Genomic DNA, 22,934 nt, shown 5'->3' with positions numbered 1-22,934 from the left:
GCGTTGCATGGTAACAGTCTCAGTCCAGGGCATAGTGAGTCTCCTCTGCTATGCCGTTTATAACTGTTACCCATGTGCCCGGTCTAAAGTGTTACCCATGTGGCCGGTTTGTACCTGAATGCGCACCCTACGGGGATTGCGAACGAGCGTACAGATTGCGTGGGGTCGTGATTAACGATGCATATGCATGCGTGTCCTGCAGGGACGCCATTCATGGCGACCGTGCTGTAATCCGCACAGGTCATACGTCATCGCAGGTTATTGCGCGCATAAAAAAGGGCGACCCGCTGGTCGCCCCATTTATCTGTCAGCCGTTAATCAGGCTTCAATCGCCATACGCAGTTTCTTCATGGCGTTCTTTTCCAGCTGACGCACGCGCTCGGCAGACACACCGTACTGGTCGGCCAGCTCCTGCAGCGTGGTTTTGTTGTCATCATCCAGCCAGCGGGCGCGGATAATATGCTGGCTACGCTCATCGAGGCTCAGCATTGCATCGCTCAGCTTATCAGCGGCGTGCGCATCCCAGTTATCCTCTTCGATGCCGTCAGCAAAGTCAGAGGTTTTATCCTGCAGATACAGCACCGGTGCCATCGGCTTGCCTTCGCCCGCATCGTCATCAGACGACATGTCGAAGGTCATATCCTGGGCCGCCATGCGCGACTCCATTTCCAGCACGTCTTTGCTGCTGACACCCAGCTCGCGCGCCACCATTTCGACTTCATCCTGATTGAACCAGCCGAGACGCTGCTTGGTTTTACGCAGGTTAAAGAACAGTTTGCGCTGTGCTTTGGTGGTGGCAACTTTCACGATACGCCAGTTACGCAGCACGTACTCGTGAATCTCCGCTTTGATCCAGTGCACGGCAAACGACACCAGACGCACCCCGACTTCCGGGTTGAAGCGACGCACCGCCTTCATCAGGCCGATGTTACCTTCCTGGATCAGGTCCGCCTGCGGCAGGCCGTAACCGGAATAGTTACGAGCGATATGAACAACAAAGCGCAGGTGAGACAGGATCAGCGTCTTAGCTGCATCCAGATCGCCCTGGTAATGCAGCCGCTCAGCCAGTGCTTTTTCCTCTTCTGCCGTTAATACCGGCCAGTTGTTAGCAGCCCGGACGTAAGATTCCAGGTTGCCCAGAGGAGCAATCGCTAAAGTTTGCATTTCTTTGGTCATTCAAACCCTCACAAATTCAATGGACTTGCTGCTCGTTTCCCTGCGCAGCCGTTACATTATGTCAACGACGCGTGAAAACCAAAAGCAATCTGTGCTACTTGGACGTCAAAGTTATCCACAAGTTCAATTATAGCAGTGAATATTTTACACACAGATGACGGCGGGGGAAATCGGAGAAATCCTCTGCTCCCAGGTCGTCGGCAGCAGAGGAAGAGTATATCAAAAAATCGTTGCTATGGGTTACTGCGGCGTAAAACGACGTAAATGTTGCACCGTCGCCAGCCAGGCGGCAATCCAGCCGATGATGGCCGCGATTAACAGCAGCAGCAGACCTTCATCCCACGAAAAGCCCTCCAGCGCGAAGCTGGTACCGAAGACAGAGGCGACCTGCGCCACCACCGACTGCAGGCGCAGCACCAGCACTTCCGACAGAATCAGCGACAGCACCGCACCGCTAAAACCGAGCAGCGCGCCGCCGTAGAGGAAGGGCCGCAGAATAAAGCCATCGGTCGCGCCAATCAGCTTCTGCACGTTGATGGTGTCACGCCGGGCAAAAATGCTCAGACGCACGCTGTTGCCAATCACCAGGAACACCGCCACCACCATCAGCAGGCCGATCATTGACGCCACCTGCCCCACCAGCCCGGTGAGTGCGGCTAAACGCGCAAACCAGCTGTCATCCATGCGCACTTCATCCACGCCCTGCACTTTCGCTACGCGATCGCGCAGATTGGCCATGGTATCGGAGTTCTGGAAGTTCAGCTTCGGCGTGATGATCGCCACCGCCGGCAGCGGGTTCTGCTCCAGCATATCCATCGCACCACCAAAGCCGGACCAGTTGCGGAACTCGCTTTGCGCCTCTTCACGCGTCAGGTAGTTCACCTTGTCCACGCCATCGAGCTTTTTCAGCTCGGCGGTCACGTTCTCTGCCGCCGTGTCATCCAGCGCTTTGTCGAGGTAAACCGTCAGCTGCGGCGCCGGGTACCACTGCGCGGCGGCCTGGCTGACGTTTTTCCACACCATGTAGCACACGCTGGGCAGCGTCAGCGAAATCGCGATCACCATTACAGTCAGCAGCGTCGCCAGCGGCTGACGATACATGTCGGACAGCGTACCGCGCCACGCGTAGCGCCACTGCTCCTGCCAGCCGCCCTTCAGCGCTTTGCTCTTTGACGGCTGCTTCGCCGTTTTCGGCGCAGCCGGACGCTTGTTACGTTTATTGACCATCGTGGCCTCCGTGCAGACGTCCCTGATTAAGCGTCATCACGCGATAATTGCGGCGTGCGATCAGCCCGATGTCGTGCGTCGCCATCAGTACCGTAACGCCCACGCGGTTGAACTCTTCAAACAGGCGCAAAATATCTTCCGACAGCGCATTATCGAGGTTACCGGTCGGTTCATCCGCCAGCAGCACGGCCGGTTTATTCACTACCGCGCGGGCAATGCCGACGCGCTGCTGTTCACCGCCAGAGAGCTGAATCGGATAACTTTTTGCTTTGTCGAGCAGGCCGACTTTGTCCAGCGCCGCCGACACGCGACGGCGAATATCCTCGCCGCTGGCCCCGGAAATAATCAGCGGGATCGCCACGTTGTCGTAGACCGAACGATCCATCAGCAGGTGGTGATCCTGGAAAATCATGCCGATCTGGCGGCGCAGGAAAGGCACTTCGCTGTGACGCAGCCGGGAAATATCGTGACCGCTGAACCAGATTTGCCCGGCGCTCGGGCGCTCAATGCCACAAATCAGCTTCAGTAAGGTACTTTTCCCCGCGCCTGAGTGGCCGGTCAGAAACGCCATCTCACCGGGACGCAAATGGAAATCCACGCCCTGCAGCGCCTGGCGTCCTCCCAGATAAGCCTTACTGACCTCTTCAAAGCGAATCATGCCAATTATTCCTCTCGGGCAAACAGTGCCTCAATAAAGTCGGCGGCCTTAAACGGCCGTAAATCTTCGATGCCTTCCCCGACACCGATATAACGAATCGGAATGCCAAACTGATCGGCCACCGAGAAGATCACGCCACCTTTTGCGGTGCCGTCGAGCTTGGTCAGGGTGATGCCGGTCAGGCCGACCGCTTCGTGGAACAGCTTCGCCTGGCTGATGGCGTTCTGGCCGGTGCTGGCGTCAATCGTCAGCATCACCTCATGCGGTGCCTCTTCGTCCAGCTTCTTCATCACGCGGGTGATTTTTTTCAGCTCTTCCATCAGGTGCGCTTTGTTCTGCAGGCGGCCGGCGGTATCGGCGATCAGCACGTCAACGTGGCGCGATTTCGCCGCCTGGATGGCGTCAAAAATAACCGACGCAGAATCCGCGCCCGTATGCTGCGCGACCACCGGAATATTGTTGCGCTGGCCCCAGACCTGCAGCTGCTCTACCGCCGCCGCGCGGAAGGTGTCCCCCGCCGCCAGCATAACGGACTTGCCCTGCGCCTGATACTGACGCGCCAGCTTACCGATGGTGGTGGTTTTACCCACGCCGTTAACGCCGACCATCAGGATAACGAACGGCGTTTTGCCCGCCACGTCCAGCGGAGCATCGACCTTTTCCAGAATGCCGGCCATTTCAGCCTTCAGCAGGCCATACAGCGCTTCAGCATCGCGCAGCTGCTTACGGCTGGCCTGTTGCGTCAGGCTGGTGATGATGCGGCGCGTGGTTTCCACGCCGACATCGGCAATCAGCAGCTGCTCTTCCAGCTCTTCAAACAGCTCGTCATCGATTTTTTTGCCGCGGAACAGGCTGATAAAGCCGGATCCGAGGTTTTCACGCGTTTTGACCAGGCTGCGTTTCAGGCGGGCAAAGAAGCCCTCTTTGGTGGGGCGCTCCTGCTCCTGGGCCACGATCGGCGCGGCCGCCAGCGGCAGATCGCTCACGGTGTCTGTCGCCACGCGCTCTTCTGCCGCGTCTTCGGCATAGGTTTCCGCTAACGCCAGTGCTTCCAGCTCTTCATCGCTCAGCGGTGCGTCTGCGTCCTCTGCGTCCTCTGGCTGAGGCTCCTCAGATAAAACCGGTGCTTCAATAATCAGTTCTTCAGCCTGCGGTTCCTCTTCAACCGGCATCAGCTCCGGCTGCGGATGATCTTCCGGCAGTAACTCTTCTTCAATCACGCTGACGGCAGCAATTTCTGCGTCATCTGCGTTAGCGTCGGATTCGGCTGCGGTTTCTGCTTCCTTGACGGGATGCGTTTCAGCGTCGGCGTGAACCGGCGATTCGGCCTGCTGTTCTGCCACCTGTTCAGTGACGATCACGGTTTCGGCGGCCTGCGCTTCGGCGCTTGCTAACGCGCTCTCTTCAGCGGCGGGTGCCGGTTGATCGGTCGGCTGCTGCTCTTCTTTGCCAAAGCCCAGCCAGGAAAAAAAGCCGCGTTTTTTCTCTTTTGCCATTGTGTGACCACACTCCTCGATGGCTTATTCCCGGTAGCACGCTGTTCCCAGGGGATAAAAAATTCACTTTTTCGCGCGTGAGCGGCGTAAAAATCAGGCAATTACGTCCGCTTTATCAACTTAGTAGTCTAACACTTTCCTGCCAGCGCACCACAGCACCCTTTTTTAACGTTTCTTCTGCCTGCTACGCCCGTTAAACTACGCAACAAATTATGACGAGTTGTGAGCGAAATGAGTAAATCCCCCCGCAACAGCGGCGCGGCAGGCCAGATTCGCCTGATTGGCGGACAGTGGCGCGGCCGCAAATTGCCGGTGCCAGACAGCGCCGGCCTGCGCCCGACCACCGATCGCGTGCGTGAAACGCTATTCAACTGGCTGGCGCCGGATATCCAGCAGGCGCGCTGCCTCGATTGCTATGCCGGCAGCGGCGCGCTGGGCTTAGAAGCGCTGTCGCGCTATGCCGCCTCCGCGACCCTGCTGGAACTGGAACGTCACGTGGCGCAGCAGCTGACGCAAAACCTGCACACGCTGCGCGCCAGTAACGCCAGCGTCGTCCAGACCAATACGCTGCAGTGGCTAAGCCAGCCCGGCGAGCCGTTTGACGTGGTGTTTGTTGATCCGCCGTTCCGCAAAGGCCTGCTGCAGGAGACACTAACGCTGCTGGAGAACAATGGCTGGCTCGCCGCCCACGCGCTGATTTATGTTGAGAGCGAAGTGGAACACGGCACCCCGCTGGCACCGGCTAACTGGGATCTGTATCGCGAGAAGATTGCCGGTCAGGTGGCCTATCGCCTCTATCAACGCCAACAGGAGACCGATGATGTGGCTTAATCTGGGACGTTTGCTGATGATTTGCGTCTGGGCATTTCTGCTGCTTAACCTGGTGCACCCCTTCCCGACGCCGCTGCGCTACTTTGTCCACGTTGCGCTGTTCTTTATGGTGGTGATGCACGGCCTGCAGCTGGTGCTGCTGCGTGCTACGCAGCCGAAGGAAGCGCCAAAGCTGAGCCGCGCCACTCAGGCGAAAATATTCTTCTTTGGCGTATTTGAACTGCTGGCGTGGCAGAAAAAGCACTATCCGTCGTAACGCAAGGCAGCGCGCGGCTTCAGCCCCGTGCACTTTAGTGCCTATTGCGCCGGGGTAAAGCTGACAAAGCGCGTGCCCTGCATTTTCAGCTCGCCCTTCACGCCTTTGTCCATCTGGTGATAATCGCTGGCGCTGACGTTGACCTTAAAATCACCGGCGCCGTTCAGCGGATGGAACCAGGCTTCATACTTCATCTCTTCCGCCACAATCTCTTCGCGCTGACGCGAACGGCGATTGGGGGCCGGAAACTCTCGCTTGGTTTTCACTTCCACACTCATTGAGCGCACCGGTGAAGCGTCGTTGACCGCGGCTTCGCGGCGCTGCTTGATAAACTGACGGGTTGCCAGGATGGCAATTACAGCCAGGACGATAAAAAAGATTAGCGGTGGTTTGCTCATGTTTTCTCTCGCACTTTACGTCGGGGGTTAACAGATAAAAGACGCCAAAGCATACAACCAGAGTTGCCCGATTGTCACATTTGCCGCCAGTAACTTAAACTGAGATCGCGATTTTGGGAAAATTCATCAATGTGGGCGACACGTTCACAAAAGGGAGAAAAAATGCTTTGGTCTTTCCTTGCAGTCCTTTTTTCCGGTTGGCTGTATGTCGATGCCTCCTACCGCGGCCCGCAGTGGCAGCGCTGGCTGTTCAAACCCGTTACGCTGCTGTTGCTGGTTGCCTGGGCGTGGCAGGCTCCCACGCTTAACACCACCGACTACCTGATTCTGGCTGGCCTGGTCGCTACGCTGGTGGGCGATGCGTTAACCCTGCTGCCGCGTCAGCAGATGCTGTATGCGCTCGGCGCCTTTTTCCTCTCGCATCTGCTGTACACCATCAGCTTTGCCGCGCACATGACCATGAGCTTCTTCTGGCCGATTCCGCTCACCTTCCTGGTGATTGGTATCATCGTGATCGCCATTATCTGGTCAAAACTGGATACGCTGCGCTGGCCGATCTGTACGCTGATTGGCATGACGCTGGTGATGAACTGGATGGCGGCGGAAAATTACTTCTTCCGTCCGACCGATTACAGTTTCTCGCTGCTGGTGGGTGCCGTGCTGCTGTTGCTGGCTAACATCGTGTGGTTTATCTCGCACTATCGCCGTCGCTTCAGCGCTGACAGCGCCATCGTTGCCGCCTGCTACTTCGCCGGTCACTTCATGATTGTGCGTTCACTGTGGCTGTACTGAAAAAAAGTGACCTCACCGCTTGACTCTGGAGTCCACTCCAGAGTGTAGCATGCAGACTGCGGGCATCGGCCCGCTTCTGCAACCGGAGGTCACATGCATCAACATGCCCACTCTTGCCGCTGTGGCAAATCACACCGTCAGCCAAAACCGCTGTGCGCGGTACGCAGCGTTCAGCCTGCATCCCTGAAGATTTCCGCCGCGCAACCGGTGGCCGCGTCCAGCGATTGCGGCTGCTGCACCAGCGATGACGACAGTCCCGGCGGCGGCGACGCCGATAGCGACAGGCGCGCATCCGCGTCCTATCAGTTCCGCTGGCAGATTGCCGGCATGGACTGCCCGAGCTGCGCCCGCAAAATCGAAACCGCCGTGCAAAAGCTGCCGCAGGTCGCCAGCGCGCGGGTGATATTCTCCAGTGAAAATCTGCTGGTGGAGGCGCACAGCGATATTCGTCCGGCTATCGAACAGGCCGTTAACCACGCCGGCTTTAGCCTGAAATCCACTGAGAACCCCGCACCGGCGGCGCGCCGCTGGCGCGATAATGCCTCACTCATACTGCTCACGCTGTTGATGATCGCCAGCTGGCTGCTGAGCCAGCTCACGCCGCTATGGGGCGATCGCCTGTTTGTGCTTACCACGCTGGTCGGTCTGGCGCCGGTAGCCCGCAGCGCGTGGCAGGCCATACGCAGCGGCTCGCCGTTCAGCATTGAAACCCTGATGACCCTCGCCGCCGCGGGCGCGCTGGTGATTGGCGCCCATGCCGAAGCTGCCATGGTGCTGCTGCTGTTTCAGCTGGGAGAACGGCTGGAAGCCTATGCCGCCGCGCGGGCGCGCCGTGGCGTCACCGCGCTGATGGCGCTGCGTCCGGACACCGCCACGCGCGTCAATGGCACACAGCGTGAGCAGGTGGCACTGGCGGCGCTCCAGCCCGGCGATGTGATTGAAGTGGCGGCAGGCGGTCGTCTGCCCGCCGATGCCGAGCTGCTGCACGCCAGCGCCAGCTTTGATGAAAGCGCGCTGACCGGCGAATCGCTACCGGTGGCCCATCAGCCGGGCGATGCCGTGATGGCAGGCGCCACCAGCGTGGATCGGCTGGTGACGCTGCGCGTGACCTCACAGCCGGGCCACAGCGCTATCGACCGCATTCTGCAGCTGATAGAAGAAGCTGAAAGTCACCGCGCGCCGGTGGAGCGTTTTATCGATCGCTTCAGCCGCCTCTACACGCCGGCCATCATGCTGCTGGCACTGCTGGTGATGGTGCTGCCGCCGCTGCTCGGATTAGGCGCCTGGCTGCCGTGGATCTACAAAGGGCTGACGCTGCTGCTGATTGGCTGTCCGTGCGCGCTGGTGATCTCCACGCCTGCCGCTATCACTTCCGGCCTGGCAGCGGCGGCTCGCCAGGGCGCGCTGATTAAAGGCGGCGCGGCGCTGGAACGCCTCAGCCGGGTGCAGGCACTGGCGTTTGATAAAACCGGCACCCTGACCGCCGGTAAACCGCAGGTCACCGACGTGCATCCGTTTGGCACGGATACACAGCAACAGCTGCTCAGCCTCGCGGCCGCTATCGAGCAGGGCTCCGGCCATCCGCTGGCGCGGGCGATAGTCGCGGAAGCGCAGCGCCAGCAGCAGGTGATTCCGCCGGCGCAGCATCAGCTAACGCTGGCCGGCAGCGGCATTCGCGCGCAGATCAACGGCGTGATGCATCAACTGCTGGCACCGCGTGATGTGGCGGCGCTGAGTGACGCGCAGCAGCAGCAGATTGCGCAGCTGGAGGCACAGGGCAAAACTGTGGTGGTGCTGTTGCGCGAAGCACAGCCGCTCGGGCTGCTGGCGCTGCAGGATTTGCTGCGCGAGGAGGCCCGCAGTGCGCTGGCGGCGCTGCAGGCGCTGGGAATTCATAGCGTGATGCTGACCGGCGATAATCCGCGCGCCGCCGCCGCGATAGCCGCCGAACTCGGCATCAGCTATCGCGCCGCTCTGTTGCCTGCGGATAAGGTAGCCGCCGTGCGTGAACTGGGCGAGCAGCAGCCGCTGGCGATGGTCGGCGATGGCATCAACGATGCGCCAGCCATGAAGGCCGCAACGCTGGGGATTGCCATGGGCAGCGGCACCGATGTGGCGCTGGAAGCGGCCGATGCGGCTCTGACGCAGAATAACCTGGCGATTCTGCCGCGCACCGTGCAGCTGGCACGCCGCACGCGCGCCATTATCCGTCAGAATATTGCGCTGGCGCTGGGGCTGAAGGCGATTTTCCTCGTCACCACGCTGCTCGGCTTTACCGGCCTGTGGCTGGCGGTGCTGGCCGATTCCGGTGCCACCGCGCTGGTCACCGCCAACGCGCTGCGCCTGCTGCGTCAGCGCTGAGGCGGGCGGATGCCGCGATCAGGCATCCGCGCCTTTCTGGATCAGATACTGGTACGGCAGGCTCTCGGTCTGCTGTGCCAGCAGCTGATGCTCCATAAAGCGGCAGAAGCCGGGAATATCACGCGTGGTCGCCGGATCGTCGGCGATGATCAGCAACGTTTCGCCCGCCTGCATGGTACGCACAGTTTTGCGCACCATCATCACCGGCTCCGGGCAGCGCAGCCCAAGCGCATCAAGCGTATGGTCCGCAGCGGAAAAAGGATCGCTCATGATTCTCTGTCTTTATTCAGGGTGGGCGCTCATTCTAACGCGCTACAGCGCGCGCGCAAGGCGAGAACGATTGCGTTAAAATTAACCATTGCATTTGTTGCGCAACACGCTAAGATGCCGTCCGATTTTTTAATGTTATTGCCAATTCCTCAAAATAATTCAGGTTTTAGGAAGGCGGCAAGCCTGCTCACCTCAGGAGCTTACTGAAGTAAGTGACTGGGGTGAGCAGGCGCAGCCAACGCACATAAAACCTGAAGTATGAAGAGGATGGGTTCCCTCACCCCATTACTAAAAAGGCCTTTATGATCAACTTCTCTGCTCGTCAGCGCATGCATGCGCTATTCTGGCTGTCGCTGTTTCACCTGCTGGTGATTACCTCCAGTAACTATCTGGTGCAGCTGCCGGTCGCGATTTTCGGTTTCCACACCACCTGGGGTGCGTTTAGCTTCCCGTTTATTTTTCTCGCCACCGATCTCACCGTGCGTATTTTTGGCGCACCGCTGGCACGGCGCATTATCCTTGCGGTGATGATTCCGGCGCTGTTTATCTCCTACATCGTGTCGTGCGTGTTTTATCAGGGCGCGTGGCAGGGCTGGGCCTCGCTGCAGGAGGTCAATCTGTTCGTGGCGCGTATCGCCTGCGCCAGCTTTATGGCCTATGCGCTGGGGCAGATCCTTGACGTGCACGTGTTTAACCGCCTGCGTAAACTGCCGCAGTGGTGGATTGCGCCTGCCTGTGCCATGTTCCTCGGCAATATCAGCGATACGCTGGCCTTCTTCTTTATCGCCTTTTATAAGAGTCCGGACCCGTTCATGGCCAGCCACTGGGTGGAGATCGCACTGGTGGATTACAGCTTCAAAGTGCTGATCTGCATGGTTTTCTTCCTGCCTGCTTACGGTGTTCTGCTCAATGCGGCACTTAAGCGTCTGGCGGAACGTTCGGCTCAGCGCCAGATGAATTTCGGCTAATTGAACGTAGACGAAACGCCACGGCACGCTAAGATTTCCTGACAAAGCGCTGATTGCTTTTAAGCACCGATTCCGTTTTGATAACGGCTGATGGAAACCTTACGAAGGGATAAGAATGCGTAACTTAGTGAAATATGCGGGCATCGGCCTGCTGGTGTTAGGCCTGGCGGCGTGTGATCAGAAGAAAGACGACACGGCGGCAAACAGCAACGGCGCCAGCGCCAGTCAGTCAGCACAGACGGTGAACCTGATGGACGGTAAGCTGAGTTTCAGCCTGCCAGCAGGCATGTCGGATAAGAGCGGCAAGCTGGGTTCGGAATCCACCAATATGCACGTGTATGCCGATGAAACCGGCCAGCGCGCAATTATCGTGATTGCGGGCGATCCGACCAGTGAAGGACTGGATGCGCTGGCTCAGCGTCTGGAGCAGCAGCAGCGCAACCGCGATCCGCAGCTGCAGGTGGTGTCGAACAAAACGGTGACGCTGAAAGACCAGCCGGCACAGCAGCTGGATACGGTGATTTCCGCCAATAACCAGACCTCCTGGTCCTCGGTTATTCTGGCGAAGGTGGACGGTAAACTGCTGACACTGCAGATCACCCTGCCCGCCGACAATCAGCAGCAGGCGCAGAGCGATGCCGATGCGATTGTGAAGAGCATTACCCTGAAGTAAGTTTGCACCAACGGTAGCGGCGCGATTTATCGCGCGTTGTTAAAAACCGCGCAATAAATTGCGCCGCTACAGAATGTGCCTCGTTTATAACCTCACCGGCGAAATATGCCAGATCTCATCCGCGTACTCCTGAATGGTACGGTCGGCGGAGAAATAACCCATATTGGCGATGTTCAGCGCCGCACGCCGCTGCCACTCTTCCGGCTGACGATAAAGCTTATCTACCTTATCCTGGGTATCCACATAACTGCGGTAATCCGCCAGCAGCTGATAGTGATCGCCAAAGTTGACCAGCGCGTCGAACAGGTTACGGTAGCGCCCCGGCTCCTGTGGGCTGAAGACGCCGCTGGCGATTTGCGTCAGCGCCTGGTGCAGTTCCGCATCCTCTTCATAGTATTTGCGCGGGTTATAGCCCTCAGTGCGCAGCTTCTCCACCTGCGGCGTGGTGTTGCCGAAGATAAAGATATTCTCTGCGCCGACGTGCTCGCGCATCTCCACGTTGGCCCCGTCCAGCGTACCGATGGTCAGCGCGCCGTTTAGCGCAAATTTCATGTTACTGGTGCCGGAGGCTTCGGTGCCGGCGGTAGAGATCTGCTCGGAGAGATCCGCCGCCGGAATGATGATCTGCGCCAGGCTGACGCCGTAGTTAGGGATAAACACCACCTTCAGCTTGTTCTTCACCTGCGGATCGTTGTTGATCACGTTGGCGACATCGTTGATCAGGTGAATGATGTGCTTGGCGACGTAATAGGCCGACGCCGCTTTCCCGGCGAAGATATTGACGCGCGGCACCCACTCCGCGGTCGGATCGGCTTTGATGCGGTTGTAACGCGTGATGACGTGCAGCACGTTCAGCAGCTGACGTTTGTATTCGTGAATACGCTTGATCTGCACGTCGAACAGCGCCTGCGGATCCAGCACGATATCCATATTCTTCGCCACCCACTCCGCGAGGCGCTTTTTGTTGGCGAACTTGGCATCGGCGATCTGTTCAATAAACGCCGGATAGTCAATGTGCGGCACCAGCTCGCTCAGCTGAGCCAGATCGGTACGCCAGGTGCGGCCAATGGCGTCATCCAGCACTTCTGACAAGGCCGGGTTAGCCAGCGCCAGCCAGCGGCGCGGCGTCACGCCGTTGGTTTTATTGCAGAAGCGCCCCGGGAACAGGCGGGCAAAATCGGCGAACAGCGACTGCACCATTAGATTAGAGTGCAGCTCCGACACGCCGTTGACCTTGTGGCTAACCACCACCGCCAGCCACGCCATGCGGATGCGGCGACCATCGTTTTCGTCGATGATCGAGATGCGCGCCATCAGATCCCAGTCGTCCGGATAGTAGTCCTGAATGGTCTTCAGGAAGTAGTCATTGATTTCGAAGATGATGCTGAGGTGACGCGGCAGGATCTTGCCGATCATGTCCACCGGCCAGGTCTCCAGCGCTTCGCTCATCAGCGTATGGTTGGTGTACGAGAACACCTGGCAGGTGACTTCAAAGGCGTCGTCCCAGGTAAACTTGTGCTCATCAATCAGCAGACGCATCAGCTCGGGAATCGCCAGCACCGGATGGGTATCGTTGAGGTGGATGGCAATTTTGTCGGCCAGGTTGTCCCAGGTTTCATGCATCTGCCAGTGGCGATTGAGGATATCCTGCACCGTGGCGGAGACGAGAAAATACTCCTGACGCAGACGCAGCTCGCGCCCGGAGTAGGTCGAGTCGTCGGGATAGAGCACGCGCGAAACGTTCTCCGAGTGGTTTTTATCTTCCACCGCCGCGAAGTAGTCGCCCTGATTGAACTTGCCGAGGTTGATTTCGTTACTGGCCTGCGCACCCCACAGCCGCAGCGTGTTGGTGGCATCGGTGTCGAAGCCAGGGATGATCTGATCGTAGGCCATCGCCACGATCTCTTCGGTCTCAACCCAGCGCACCCGGCTGCCTTCATGCTGCAACCGCCCGCCAAAACGCACTTTGTAGCGGGTGTTAAAGCGCTGGAACTCCCACGGGTTGCCGTACTCCAGCCAGTAATCCGGCGATTCACGCTGCTGGCCGTCAACAATGTTCTGTTTGAACATGCCGTAATCGTAGCGAATGCCGTAGCCGCGCCCGGGCAGGCCCAGCGTGGCCAGCGAGTCGAGGAAGCAGGCCGCCAGCCGGCCAAGACCGCCGTTGCCGAGCCCGGGGTCATTCTCTTCTTCCATCAGCTCGCTGAGGTCGAGTCCCATCTCATCCAGCGCCTGGTTGAGGTCGTCATAGATGCCCATCGCCAGCAAGGCATTGCCCAGCGTGCGCCCCATCAGGAACTCCATCGACAGGTAATAAACCTGGCGCACATCCTGCGACAGTTGCGCACGGCTGGAGCGCAGCCAGCGCTCCACCATGCGATCGCGTACCGCCAGCAGCGCGGCGTTCAGCCACTCATGCTTGTTGGCGATCGACGGATCTTTACCAATGGTAAACATCAGCTTATAGGCGATTGAGTGCTTGAGGGCGTCAACCGTCAGCGTGGGTGAGGCATAGGTGAAAGGTGCGTTCATATGCGGTATCCCAATCTCTCATTACAGCAAGCGTTGATAAAGATCGCGGTAGGCTTGTGCTGCCACCTGCCAACTAAAATCCATCCCCATCGCCTGGCGCTGAACATAACGCCAGAGTGAAGGACGGGACCATAAAACAAAAGCACGACGAATCGCGCGCAGCAGTGACCAGGCATTGCTGTCTTCGAAGCTGAAGCCGCTGGCTACGCCGTCGGCGAGGTTTTCCAGCGAGCTGTCCTGTACGGTATCCGCCAGACCACCGGTGCGCCTGACCAGCGGCAGCGTGCCATATTTCAGGCCGTACAACTGCGTCAGACCGCACGGTTCGAAACGGCTGGGCACCATAATGACGTCCGCGCCACCGACAATGCGGTGCGAGAACGCTTCGTGATAACCAATTTGCACGCCGACGCTGCCCGGATGCTCAGCAGCTGCGGCGAGGAAGCCCTGCTGCAGTTCCGCATCGCCCTGGCCCAGCAGCACCAGTTGCCCGCCCTGTGCCAGCAGTCCCGGCAGTGCTTCCAGCACCAGATCCAGCCCTTTCTGTTTGGTTAAACGGCTGATAACGCAGAACACCGGCACTTTGTCATCAACCTTCAGCCCCATGGCAATCTGCAGCTGACGTTTATTCTCCGCTTTGCTCTCCAGCGTGTCGCGATCGTAGCGGGCGGTGAGCAGCAGGTCGTGTGCCGGATCCCAGATGCCGGGATCGACGCCGTTGAGAATCCCGCTCAGCCGTCCTTCGCGCAGCCGCTGCTCCAGCAGCGCTTCCATGCCGTAGCCGAACTCCGGCCGGGTGATCTCCAGCGCATAGGTCGGGCTGACGGCAGTTATATGATCGGCATAAAACAGGCCGGCCTTTAGGTAAGAAATCTGGCCGTAGAATTCCAGCCCGTGCATTTCAAAATAGGCGCGCGGGATCTGGATTTCGTCCAGATGCCGCGCGGAAAACAGCCCCTGATACGCCAGGTTATGCACGGTAAACACCGTTTTCGCCGGACGTCCGCGTGCGGCGATATAGGCCGGAGCCAGACCGGCGTGCCAGTCGTGCGCGTGCACGATGTCCGGCTGCCAGTAAGTATCCAGCCCGCTGGCCAGCTCGGCCGCCATCCAGCCGAGCAGCGCAAAGCGCAGGTAGTTATCGACATAGGCAAACTGCGACGTATCGTGGTACGGGCTGCCGGGACGATCGTACAGTCCCGGCGCATCAATCAAATATATCCCCACGCCGTTGAAGGGCCCAAACAGCAAGCGGACCGGCCCGGCAAAGGTTTGCAGCTCCGCCACCACTTCGGTATCAGGAATCCCTTTACGCAGATCCGGAAACGCCGGAATCAGCACCCGCGTGTCCATACCTTCGGCAATTTGTGCCTGAGGCAATGCGCCGACGACATCAGCCAGTCCGCCGGTTTTTAGCAGCGGGAAAAGCTCTGAACAGACATGTAAAACCTGCATCCTGAACCCCTATTGTGTTATCGCCCGCGTTCCACGCGGCAATGTTCTTTGCCTTTCGTCACTTACTGACCCGCAGCGGCCAATTTGGCCAGCATGGCGCGCGTCACCAGTACGATGCCCTCTTCTGAACGGTAAAAACGGCGACTATCCTCATCCGGATTTTCGCCAATCACCATGCCTTCCGGAATGACGCAGGCACGGTCTATGACGCAGCGACGCAAACGGCACGATCGCCCGATAACCACATCGGGCAGCAGCACCGCCGAATCAATATTGCAAAACGAGTTAACGCGCACGCGTGGGAACAGCACCGAATTCACCACCACCGAGCCGGAGATAATGCAGCCGCCGGAGACCAGCGAATTCATGGTCATGCCGTGACTGCCGGATCGATCCTGGACAAATTTGGCCGGCGGCAGCGGCTCCATGTGGGTACGAATCGGCCATTCGTGATCATACATATCGAGTTCGGGCGTCACCGAGGCCAGATCGAGGTTGGCGCGCCAGTAAGCTTCCAGCGTACCGACGTCGCGCCAGTAAGGTTCCGCGTTTTCGTCGTTCTGTACGCACGACAGCGTGAAGGAATGCGCGTAGGCTTCGCCGCTGGCGACGATCTTCGGCAGCAGATCTTTACCGAAATCGTGGCTCGAGTCGGCGATCTGCAAATCCTCCTCCAGCAGCTCATAGAGGTAATCGGCGTTGAACACGTAGATGCCCATGCTGGCCAGCGCTTTGCTGTCGTCGCCCGGCATGGACGGCGGCTGCGCCGGTTTCTCAACGAAATCGATTACATTGTTGTCCGCATCGACTGCCATCACGCCAAACGCGGTGGCCTCATGCAGCGGTACGGGCAGACAGGCGATGGTGCACTTAGCGCCACGATCGGCGTGGTCGAGCAGCATGCGCGAGTAATCCATTTTGTAGATGTGATCCCCGGCGAGAATCACGATGTACTGCGCGTTATAGCGGCGAATGATGTCGAGATTCTGCGTGACCGCATCGGCGGTACCGCGATACCAGTGTTCGGTCGAGGCGCGCTGCTGCGCCGGCAGCAGATCGACAAACTCATTCATCTCTTCGTTGAACAATGACCAGCCGCGCTGAATGTGCTGCGTCAGCGTATGTGACTGATATTGGGTGATGACGCCGATGCGCCGAATCCCGGAGTTGATACAGTTGGAGAGCGCAAAGTCGATGATGCGGAACTTGCCGCCGAAGTGCACGGCAGGCTTGGCGCGTTTGGCGGTAAGATCTTTCAGGCGCGTACCGCGCCCGCCAGCAAGGATCAGGGCAACCGTCTGTGTAGGGAGCTGGCGCGCCAGCATCAGGGGGTCGTTTCTATCTAATTTCACCATGTCTGACTCCTTATGATTGCTTTAGGAACACACACACGCCGTGTGCGGGCCCGTGCCAGACAGTTGTCAGGATGGGGTTATCTTCCCCGGCGAAAGGAGGAATGGCTCGCCATTCTCCGTCTGGTAAGGCAAGGTCACTCACCGAATCCGTGGCGTTTATCGTTAGTAACCAGCGGCCGGAGAGCAGGATCTGCAGTCTGTGCATCCCCTGTTCCCACTCATCCCTTTCCAGTGGTTTGCCGCTGGCATTCAACCACTGCACGTTGCCATCGCCCTCCTGCCACCAACTGTCCTGCGTCAGCGCGGGAATATGCTGACGCAGCCGGATTAACGCGGCAGTGAAGTCGACCAGTCCAAAATCATCCTGTTGCCAGTTCAGCCAGGTGAGCGGGTTATCCTGACAGTACGCATTATTGTTGCCGTGCTGGCTGTGACCGCGTTCGTCACCGGCCAGCAGCATCGGCGTGCCCTGCGCCAGCAGCAGCGTGGTCAGCAACGCGTGCACGCTGCGCCGCCGCCGCTCGACCACATCGAAGTTGCCCTGCAGCCCTTCAAAACCATGGTTATGGCTGAAATTACTGCTGCTGCCGTCGCGATTATCCTCGCCGTTGGCCTGATTATGCTTCTGGTTATAACTCACCACGTCACGCAGCGTGAAGCCGTCGTGCGCGGTGATCAGATTAATGCTGGCGTGCGGCAGACGCGCCGCGCGCTGAAATACATCGCTGGAGCCGGCAAAGCGGCGGGCAAAATCACCGTTACTCAACTCACCGTGCAGCCAGTAGCGGCGCGCCGTATCGCGAAAGTGGTCGTTCCATTCGGCGAAGCCGGGCGGAAAGTTGCCCACCTGATAGCCGCCGGGCCCGATATCCCAGGGTTCAGCGATCAGTTTCACCTGCGACAGCACCGGACAGGCCTGCATGGCCACAAACAGCGGCGCATCCTGGCGATAATCCGGCGTGCGCCCGAGCACGCTGGCAAGATCGAAACGAAAGCCGTCAACGTGGCAGGTTTGCACCCAGTAACGCAGCGCGCCCAGCGCCCAGTCAAGCACCTGCGGATCGCTGAGGTTCAGCGTATTACCGCAGCCGGTCCAGTTGTGATATTCACCGTTATCGCCCAGCCAGTAATAGCTGGCGTTGTCGACGCCGCGCAGCGACAGTGTCGGGCCAATCTCTTCCAGCTCGGCGCTGTGGTTGAACACCACGTCCAGAATCACTTCAATGCCCGCCGCGTGCAGCGCTTTTACCGCCTGCTGAAACTCCTGCAGCGGCGTCTGGCCCGCTTCACCCGCCGCGTAATGCGGATGCAGCGCCCACAGCGCAAACGGGTTGTAGCCCCAGTAGTTGCTCAGGCCGAGCCGTTGCAGGCGCGGCTCGCTGGCAAACGCGGCTATCGGCAGCAGCTCCAGCGCGGTGATACCCAGCCGGCGCAGATAGCTCACCATAGCAGGATGCCCCAGCGCCGCATATGTCCCGCGTAGCCTTTCCGGAATTTCCGGATGCTGCTGCGTCAGGCCGCGTACGTGTGCCTCGTAAATCACCGTCTTGCCCCAAGGCGTGCGCGGCGCACAATCGTCCTGCCAGTCAAAATCGTCGGCGATCACCAGCGATTTGGGCGCAACGCCAGCGCTGTCGGCATCATCCTGCTGCAACTCTCCACCCAGCAGGCGCGCGTCATCTGGCACCGCGCCGCACACCGCTTTGGCACAGGGATCGACCAGCAGTTTGGCCGGATTGAAACGATGACCGCGCTCTGGCTGCCACGGCCCATGCACGCGGTAGCCATAGCGCTGCCCCGGCTTTAGCGCCGGAACATAGCCGTGCCAGATGTCACCGCTGCGCGCCGGCAGAGGGAAACGCTGCTCACTCCCCTGTTCATCAAACAGGCACAGCTCCACCCGCTCCGCGTGGCGCGAGAACAGCGTAAAGTTGACGCCGCGCCCGTCATAATGGGCACCCGGCGGTACCGGCTGGCCCGGCTGGAGCATCAATCGCCCTCCCGCACCAGCCACAGTGTGGCGAGCGGCGGCAGCGTCAGGCTTAGCGACTGCGCGCGCCCGTGGCTGGCGATGTCATCGGTATGGACGATACCGTGATTGCGCAGATCGCTGCCGTGATAATCATGCTGATCGGTGTTCAGCACTTCGCGCCAGCCGCCGCGCTGATTCACGCCGAAGCGATAGCTGTGACGCGGCACCGGCGTGAAGTTACTGGCGACGATCAGTTCGTTGCCCTCGCGGTCGCGGCGTACAAATACAAAGACCGAGTTTTCGTGATCGTCGACCACCAGCCACTCGAAGCCGCTGGCATCGAAATCGAGCTGATAGAGCGGCGAAAAGTGGCGATAGCTGTGGTTCAGGTCACGTACCAGTCGCTGCACGCCGTGGTGCCAGTTATCCAGCCCCTCCAGCAGATGCCAGTCGAGGCTGGTGTCGTGGTTCCATTCCCGACCCTGGGCGAATTCATTGCCCATAAACTGCAGTTTTTTGCCGGGAAAGCCCCACATCCAGCCGTAATAGGCGCGCAGGTTGGCAAATTTCTGCCAGGTATCACCCGGCATGCGGTCGAGGATCGACTTTTTGCCGTGTACCACTTCGTCGTGCGACAGCGGCAGCACGAAGTTTTCCGTGTAGTTGTACAGCATGCCGAAGGTCATCAGCTGATGATGGTAGCGGCGATGCACCGGATCGAGCTTCATGTAGTCGAGGGTGTCATGCATCCAGCCGAGGTTCCATTTGAACCAGAAGCCCAGGCCGCCATCTTCGGATGGCCGCGTCACGCCCGGATAATCGGTAGACTCTTCCGCCACGCTGATGCTGCCGGGTGCGGCGCGGCCCAGCGTGCGATTGGTATGGCGCAGGAAGGCGATGGCTTCGAGGTTTTCACGGCCGCCAAACTGGTTAGGTACCCACTCACCCTCTTTGCGGCTGTAGTCGCGATAGATCATCGACGCCACCGCATCGACGCGCAGGCCATCAATGCCGAAGCGCTCCATCCAGTACAGCGCATTGCCGGAGAGATAGTTGCTGACCTCGCGCCGGCCAAAGTTGTAGATCAGCGTATTCCAGTCCTGATGGTAGCCTTCGCGCGGATCGCTGTGCTCGTACAGCTCGGTACCGTCGAATTTGGCGAGGCCAAAATCGTCGCTGGGGAAATGGCCCGGCACCCAGTCGAGCAGCACGTTGAGACCCGCCTCGTGGGCAGCGGCGATAAAGTGACGAAACTCATCGCGCGTGCCGAAGCGGCGCGTCGGCGCGTACATGCCGAGTGGCTGATAGCCCCAGCTGCCGTCGAACGGATGCTCATTGATCGGTAACAGCTCGATATGGGTAAAGCCCATCTCTTTGACATAGGGCACCAGCTGTTCGGCCAGCTCTTTGTAACTCAGCCAGAAATTGTTGTCGGTGTGGCGACGCCACGAACCGAGATGCACCTCGTAAATGGAGATCGGCTGGTCAAAGCCGTTGGCAATTTTGCGCTGTGGCTGCATCTCCAGCTTCGGCGGCAGGCCGCAGATCATCGAGGCGGTCTGCGGGCGCATTTGCGCCTCGAAGGCGAACGGATCGGCTTTGATGCGCATCTGACCGTGCGCATCAATGATCTCGAATTTGTACAACTGGCCGTTAACCGCGCCGGGGACAAACAGCTCCCAGATGCCGAGTTCGCGGCGGAAACGCATCGGATGGCGGCGGCCATCCCAGAAGTTAAACTCGCCTACCACCGAAACGCGCTGCGCGTTCGGGGCCCAGACGGCGAAGCGCGTGCCGGCAACGCCATCAATGGTGGTGCCGTGCGCGCCGAGCGTTTCATACGGCCGCAGGTGCGTGCCTTCGGCCAGCAGCCAGGCATCCATCTCCGCCAGCAGCGGGCCAAAGCGGTAGGCATCGTCGATCAGGTTTTGCTGGCCGTGCCAGTTGACTGCCAGCTGGTAGCGAAACAGGTTTTTACGGCGCGGGATCACGCCGCTGAAGAAGCCGCGCGAATCAAGACATTTAAGCTGGGCGCATTTGCGGCCGGTGTTGGTTTCAATCACCCAGACTTCGGATGCATCCGGTAACAGCGCACGCACTTCAAGACCTTGTGTGGTCTGGTGCATCCCCAGTACTGAGAAGGGGTCGGCATAATTCCCGGCGAAAAGGGCATTGATCGCATGGCGATCGGGAAGCTCTGACATGACTTTCTTCCTATGATTTTTTGCGCAGGCGACCGGAGAGACAGGATTGTCGCTATAGGTGCGCTGCTTTTCATGAGCCATACATACAGCAGCAAGGAAGGACACCCTCCGTGGGAAAGATCCTGGCCGTGTACAACAACTATTCCATTCGCAAAGTAAAAACAGTTAACAACCGGCACATCACTGTTAAATCATAGCTTGGGGTTGGCAGAAGCCAGGGTGGAACGCAAAAAATTGTTATCGGGCGAGCAAAAAGGGGAAGCTGATCACTTGTCGGGCGCAATTTGGGTTAAGTTTTGCACTCCCGTGGAAAGAAAAAAGGCCGGGAAACCCCGGCCTGTCTGGATTCGCGCTGCGCTTAGTCGATCAGCAAACGCAGCATGCGACGCAGCGGTTCGGCAGCGCCCCACAGTAACTGATCGCCGACGGTGAAGGCCGACAGATACTCCGGCCCCATGTTCAGCTTACGCAGACGGCCCACCGGCGTGGTCAACGTGCCGGTCACCGCAGCAGGCGTCAGTTCACGCATGGTGATGTCGCGATCGTTCGGCACCACTTTCACCCACTCGTTGTGCGCGGCCAGCAGCTGTTCGATTTCGTTCAGCGGCACATCTTTTTTCAGCTTCAACGTGAACGCCTGACTGTGGCAGCGCAACGCGCCGACGCGCACGCACAGGCCATCGACCGGAATGGTGTGACGGGTCGAGAGAATTTTGTTGGTTTCCGCCTGGCCTTTCCACTCTTCGCGGCTCTGGCCGTTGTCCAGCTGCTTGTCGATCCACGGGATCAGGCTGCCGGCCAGCGGTACGCCGAAGTTGTCGGTCGGCAGCGTGCCGGAACGGGTAAAGTCAGTCACGCTGCGCTCAATGTCGAGAATGGCGGAGGCCGGATTTTGCAGCGAAGTCGCAACGTGGTCGTGCAGCATGCCCATCTGGGTCAGCAGTTCGCGCATATGGCGCGCGCCGCCGCCGGAGGCCGCCTGATACGTCGCGACGGAGGCCCACTCGATCAGGTCGTTAGCGAACAGTCCGCCCAGCGACATCAGCATCAGGCTGACGGTGCAGTTACCGCCGACAAAGGTTTTGATGCCGCTGTCGAGGCCCTGACGAATCACCTGATGGTTGACCGGATCAAGAATAATGATGGCGTCATCTTTCATACGCAGCGTGGAGGCCGCATCAATCCAGTAGCCCTGCCAGCCGCTCTCGCGCAGCTTCGGGTAGACTTCACTGGTATAATCGCCGCCCTGGCAGGTGATGATGATATCCAGCGCCTTCAGCGCCTCAATATCAAACGCATCCTGCAGCGCACCGGTCGACTTACCGCCAAACGTCGGCGCAGCCTGACCCAGTTGCGAAGTGGAGAAGAAGACCGGATTGATCACATCGAAATCGCGTTCTTCGCTCATACGTGACATCAGCACAGAGCCGACCATGCCACGCCAACCAACAAAACCTACATTCTTCATTTTCTGTCCGTCTCAGGAACTCGGGCCGGGGCCTGGGTGGTGCGAAAAAAGACCAGCGCCAGCAACGCGCCAGTCTGCGTAATAATCAGGTTTACCTATGACCCACAACTCTACAAAATGCAGCACTTCTGGCAAGTGAATTAATTCGATTGCGCTAACTTTTTCAGCAGTACAACTTATAACGGCTGTGGCCGACCTGAAGGGATGATTTACCTCTGATGACTGAAATGATATCCGCGACCATATTGTTGCTGTTGATTATGGACCCGCTGGGCAACCTGCCGATTTTCATGTCGGTGCTGAAGCACCTGGAGCCGAAGCGCCGCCGCGTGGTGCTGATGCGCGAGATGCTGATCGCCTTGATTCTGATGCTGCTGTTCCTGTTCGCCGGTGAACGCATTCTGGCGTTTCTTAATCTGCGCACCGAAACGGTGTCGATTTCCGGCGGCATCATTCTGTTTCTGATCGCCATTCGCATGATTTTCCCGTCCGGCGAGACCAGCACCAGCGGCCTGCCCGCCGGCGAAGAGCCGTTCCTGGTGCCGCTGGCGATCCCGCTGGTCGCCGGACCCTCGCTGCTCGCCACCCTGATGCTGCTGTCACACCAGTATCCCAATCAGATGACGCATCTGGTCGGCGCCCTGCTGATTGCCTGGGGCGTCACGGTAGTGATTCTGCTGATGTCCGGCCTGTTCCTGCGCCTGCTGGGGGATAAAGGCGTCAACGCGCTGGAGCGATTAATGGGCCTGATCCTGATTATGCTGGCGACGCAGATGTTCCTGGACGGGATTCGGGTTTACCTGAAGCTATAGCGTTTCGCATGGTGGCGGCGCTAATTAATA

At 59.0% G+C, this 22,934-nt stretch carries 19 protein-coding genes; 7 read left to right on the top strand and 12 right to left on the bottom strand.

The genetic code is table 11. The features are described from left to right. Nucleotides 1–318 precede the first annotated feature (318 nt). From rpoH to ftsY, 4 genes are all read right to left on the bottom strand, one after another. Nucleotides 319–1,176 carry an RNA polymerase sigma factor RpoH gene (gene rpoH / locus F3J36_RS23525; protein ID WP_021508009.1) on the bottom strand — a complete coding sequence of 286 codons (858 nt, stop codon included), beginning with the start codon at nt 1,174–1,176 and terminating at the stop codon, nt 319–321. A gap of 240 nt (nt 1,177–1,416) precedes the next feature. Beyond that, on the bottom strand, nt 1,417–2,403 hold the full coding sequence (gene ftsX / locus F3J36_RS23520) for a permease-like cell division protein FtsX (protein ID WP_021508010.1): 987 nt from the start codon (nt 2,401–2,403) through the stop codon (nt 1,417–1,419). Then, nucleotides 2,393–3,061: a cell division ATP-binding protein FtsE gene (gene ftsE / locus F3J36_RS23515; protein ID WP_021508011.1), complete on the bottom strand. Its 669-nt coding sequence runs from the start codon at nt 3,059–3,061 to the stop codon at nt 2,393–2,395. Before ftsE ends, ftsX begins: the two co-directional genes overlap by 11 nt. A 5-nt stretch (nt 3,062–3,066) precedes the next feature. After that, complete coding sequence (gene ftsY / locus F3J36_RS23510; RefSeq protein WP_166720744.1) at nt 3,067–4,557, bottom strand: signal recognition particle-docking protein FtsY; 1,491 nt, start codon at nt 4,555–4,557, stop codon at nt 3,067–3,069. A 231-nt stretch (nt 4,558–4,788) separates the two neighbouring features. On the opposite strand from ftsY, the gene rsmD reads away from it, so the two are divergent. Both rsmD and F3J36_RS23500 read left to right on the top strand, forming a co-directional pair. Continuing rightward, nucleotides 4,789–5,388, top strand: a complete 600-nt coding sequence (rsmD, locus tag F3J36_RS23505; RefSeq protein WP_059009888.1) for a 16S rRNA (guanine(966)-N(2))-methyltransferase — start codon at nt 4,789–4,791, stop codon at nt 5,386–5,388. Continuing rightward, on the top strand, nt 5,378–5,644 hold the full coding sequence (locus tag F3J36_RS23500) for a DUF1145 family protein (RefSeq protein WP_021313674.1): 267 nt from the start codon (nt 5,378–5,380) through the stop codon (nt 5,642–5,644). Before rsmD ends, F3J36_RS23500 begins: the two co-directional genes overlap by 11 nt. A gap of 41 nt (nt 5,645–5,685) precedes the next feature. Here F3J36_RS23500 and F3J36_RS23495 read toward each other — a convergent pair whose 3' ends face one another. Then, nucleotides 5,686–6,042: a DUF2500 domain-containing protein gene (locus tag F3J36_RS23495; RefSeq protein ID WP_021508014.1), complete on the bottom strand. Its 357-nt coding sequence runs from the start codon at nt 6,040–6,042 to the stop codon at nt 5,686–5,688. Between the two features lie 162 nt (nt 6,043–6,204). Here F3J36_RS23495 and F3J36_RS23490 point away from each other — a divergent pair, with 162 nt between their 5' ends. After that, entirely contained in the window at nt 6,205–6,834 is a 630-nt protein-coding gene (locus F3J36_RS23490) for a lysoplasmalogenase (RefSeq protein WP_021508015.1), read from the top strand. Nucleotides 6,835–6,927: 93 nt separating this feature from the next. Next, nucleotides 6,928–9,195 (top strand): zinc/cadmium/mercury/lead-transporting ATPase, encoded by a 2,268-nt coding sequence (locus F3J36_RS23485; protein ID WP_166720742.1) that lies wholly within the window; start codon nt 6,928–6,930, stop codon nt 9,193–9,195. An 18-nt stretch (nt 9,196–9,213) separates the two neighbouring features. On the opposite strand, the gene tusA is transcribed toward F3J36_RS23485, so the two are convergent. Next, the gene (tusA, locus tag F3J36_RS23480) at nt 9,214–9,465 is read right to left on the bottom strand and encodes a sulfurtransferase TusA (protein ID WP_021508017.1); all 252 of its coding nucleotides are present in this window, start codon (nt 9,463–9,465) and stop codon (nt 9,214–9,216) included. A gap of 302 nt (nt 9,466–9,767) precedes the next feature. Between tusA and F3J36_RS23475 the strand changes: the two genes are divergently transcribed. Together F3J36_RS23475 and F3J36_RS23470 are read left to right on the top strand one after the other, a co-directional pair. Next, on the top strand, nt 9,768–10,433 hold the full coding sequence (locus F3J36_RS23475; RefSeq protein WP_021508018.1) for a 7-cyano-7-deazaguanine/7-aminomethyl-7-deazaguanine transporter: 666 nt from the start codon (nt 9,768–9,770) through the stop codon (nt 10,431–10,433). A gap of 115 nt (nt 10,434–10,548) precedes the next feature. Further along, the gene (locus tag F3J36_RS23470) at nt 10,549–11,106 is read left to right on the top strand and encodes a DcrB family lipoprotein (RefSeq protein WP_166720739.1); all 558 of its coding nucleotides are present in this window, start codon (nt 10,549–10,551) and stop codon (nt 11,104–11,106) included. 84 nt (nt 11,107–11,190) lie between these two features. Here the strand turns inward: F3J36_RS23470 and glgP are convergent, their stop codons facing one another. The 6 genes from glgP to asd form a co-directional block, all read right to left on the bottom strand. Continuing rightward, nucleotides 11,191–13,638: a glycogen phosphorylase gene (glgP, locus tag F3J36_RS23465; protein ID WP_058769996.1), complete on the bottom strand. Its 2,448-nt coding sequence runs from the start codon at nt 13,636–13,638 to the stop codon at nt 11,191–11,193. 21 nt (nt 13,639–13,659) lie between these two features. Next, entirely contained in the window at nt 13,660–15,093 is a 1,434-nt protein-coding gene (gene glgA, locus F3J36_RS23460; RefSeq protein WP_058757589.1) for a glycogen synthase GlgA, read from the bottom strand. A gap of 62 nt (nt 15,094–15,155) precedes the next feature. Further along, the gene (gene glgC, locus F3J36_RS23455; RefSeq protein ID WP_058757590.1) at nt 15,156–16,448 is read right to left on the bottom strand and encodes a glucose-1-phosphate adenylyltransferase; all 1,293 of its coding nucleotides are present in this window, start codon (nt 16,446–16,448) and stop codon (nt 15,156–15,158) included. A 10-nt stretch (nt 16,449–16,458) separates the two neighbouring features. After that, complete coding sequence (gene glgX / locus F3J36_RS23450) at nt 16,459–18,438, bottom strand: glycogen debranching protein GlgX (RefSeq protein ID WP_166720737.1); 1,980 nt, start codon at nt 18,436–18,438, stop codon at nt 16,459–16,461. Then, complete coding sequence (gene glgB / locus F3J36_RS23445; protein WP_166720735.1) at nt 18,438–20,624, bottom strand: 1,4-alpha-glucan branching enzyme; 2,187 nt, start codon at nt 20,622–20,624, stop codon at nt 18,438–18,440. The genes glgX and glgB overlap by 1 nt, the downstream gene beginning before the upstream one ends. Nucleotides 20,625–20,982: 358 nt before the next feature. Then, nucleotides 20,983–22,092 (bottom strand): aspartate-semialdehyde dehydrogenase, encoded by a 1,110-nt coding sequence (gene asd / locus F3J36_RS23440; RefSeq protein WP_104093896.1) that lies wholly within the window; start codon nt 22,090–22,092, stop codon nt 20,983–20,985. 218 nt (nt 22,093–22,310) lie between these two features. Here asd and F3J36_RS23435 point away from each other — a divergent pair, with 218 nt between their 5' ends. Continuing rightward, nucleotides 22,311–22,904 carry a YhgN family NAAT transporter gene (locus tag F3J36_RS23435; RefSeq protein ID WP_031279795.1) on the top strand — a complete coding sequence of 198 codons (594 nt, stop codon included), beginning with the start codon at nt 22,311–22,313 and terminating at the stop codon, nt 22,902–22,904. Nucleotides 22,905–22,934: the final 30 nt, after the last annotated feature.

Source organism: Pantoea sp. Cy-640 (assembly GCF_011752635.1).
GTDB lineage: Bacteria > Pseudomonadota > Gammaproteobacteria > Enterobacterales > Enterobacteriaceae > Pantoea > Pantoea dispersa.
Note: the sequence above shows the minus strand (reverse complement) of the source record. Positions and strands in the feature narration are given on the sequence as shown.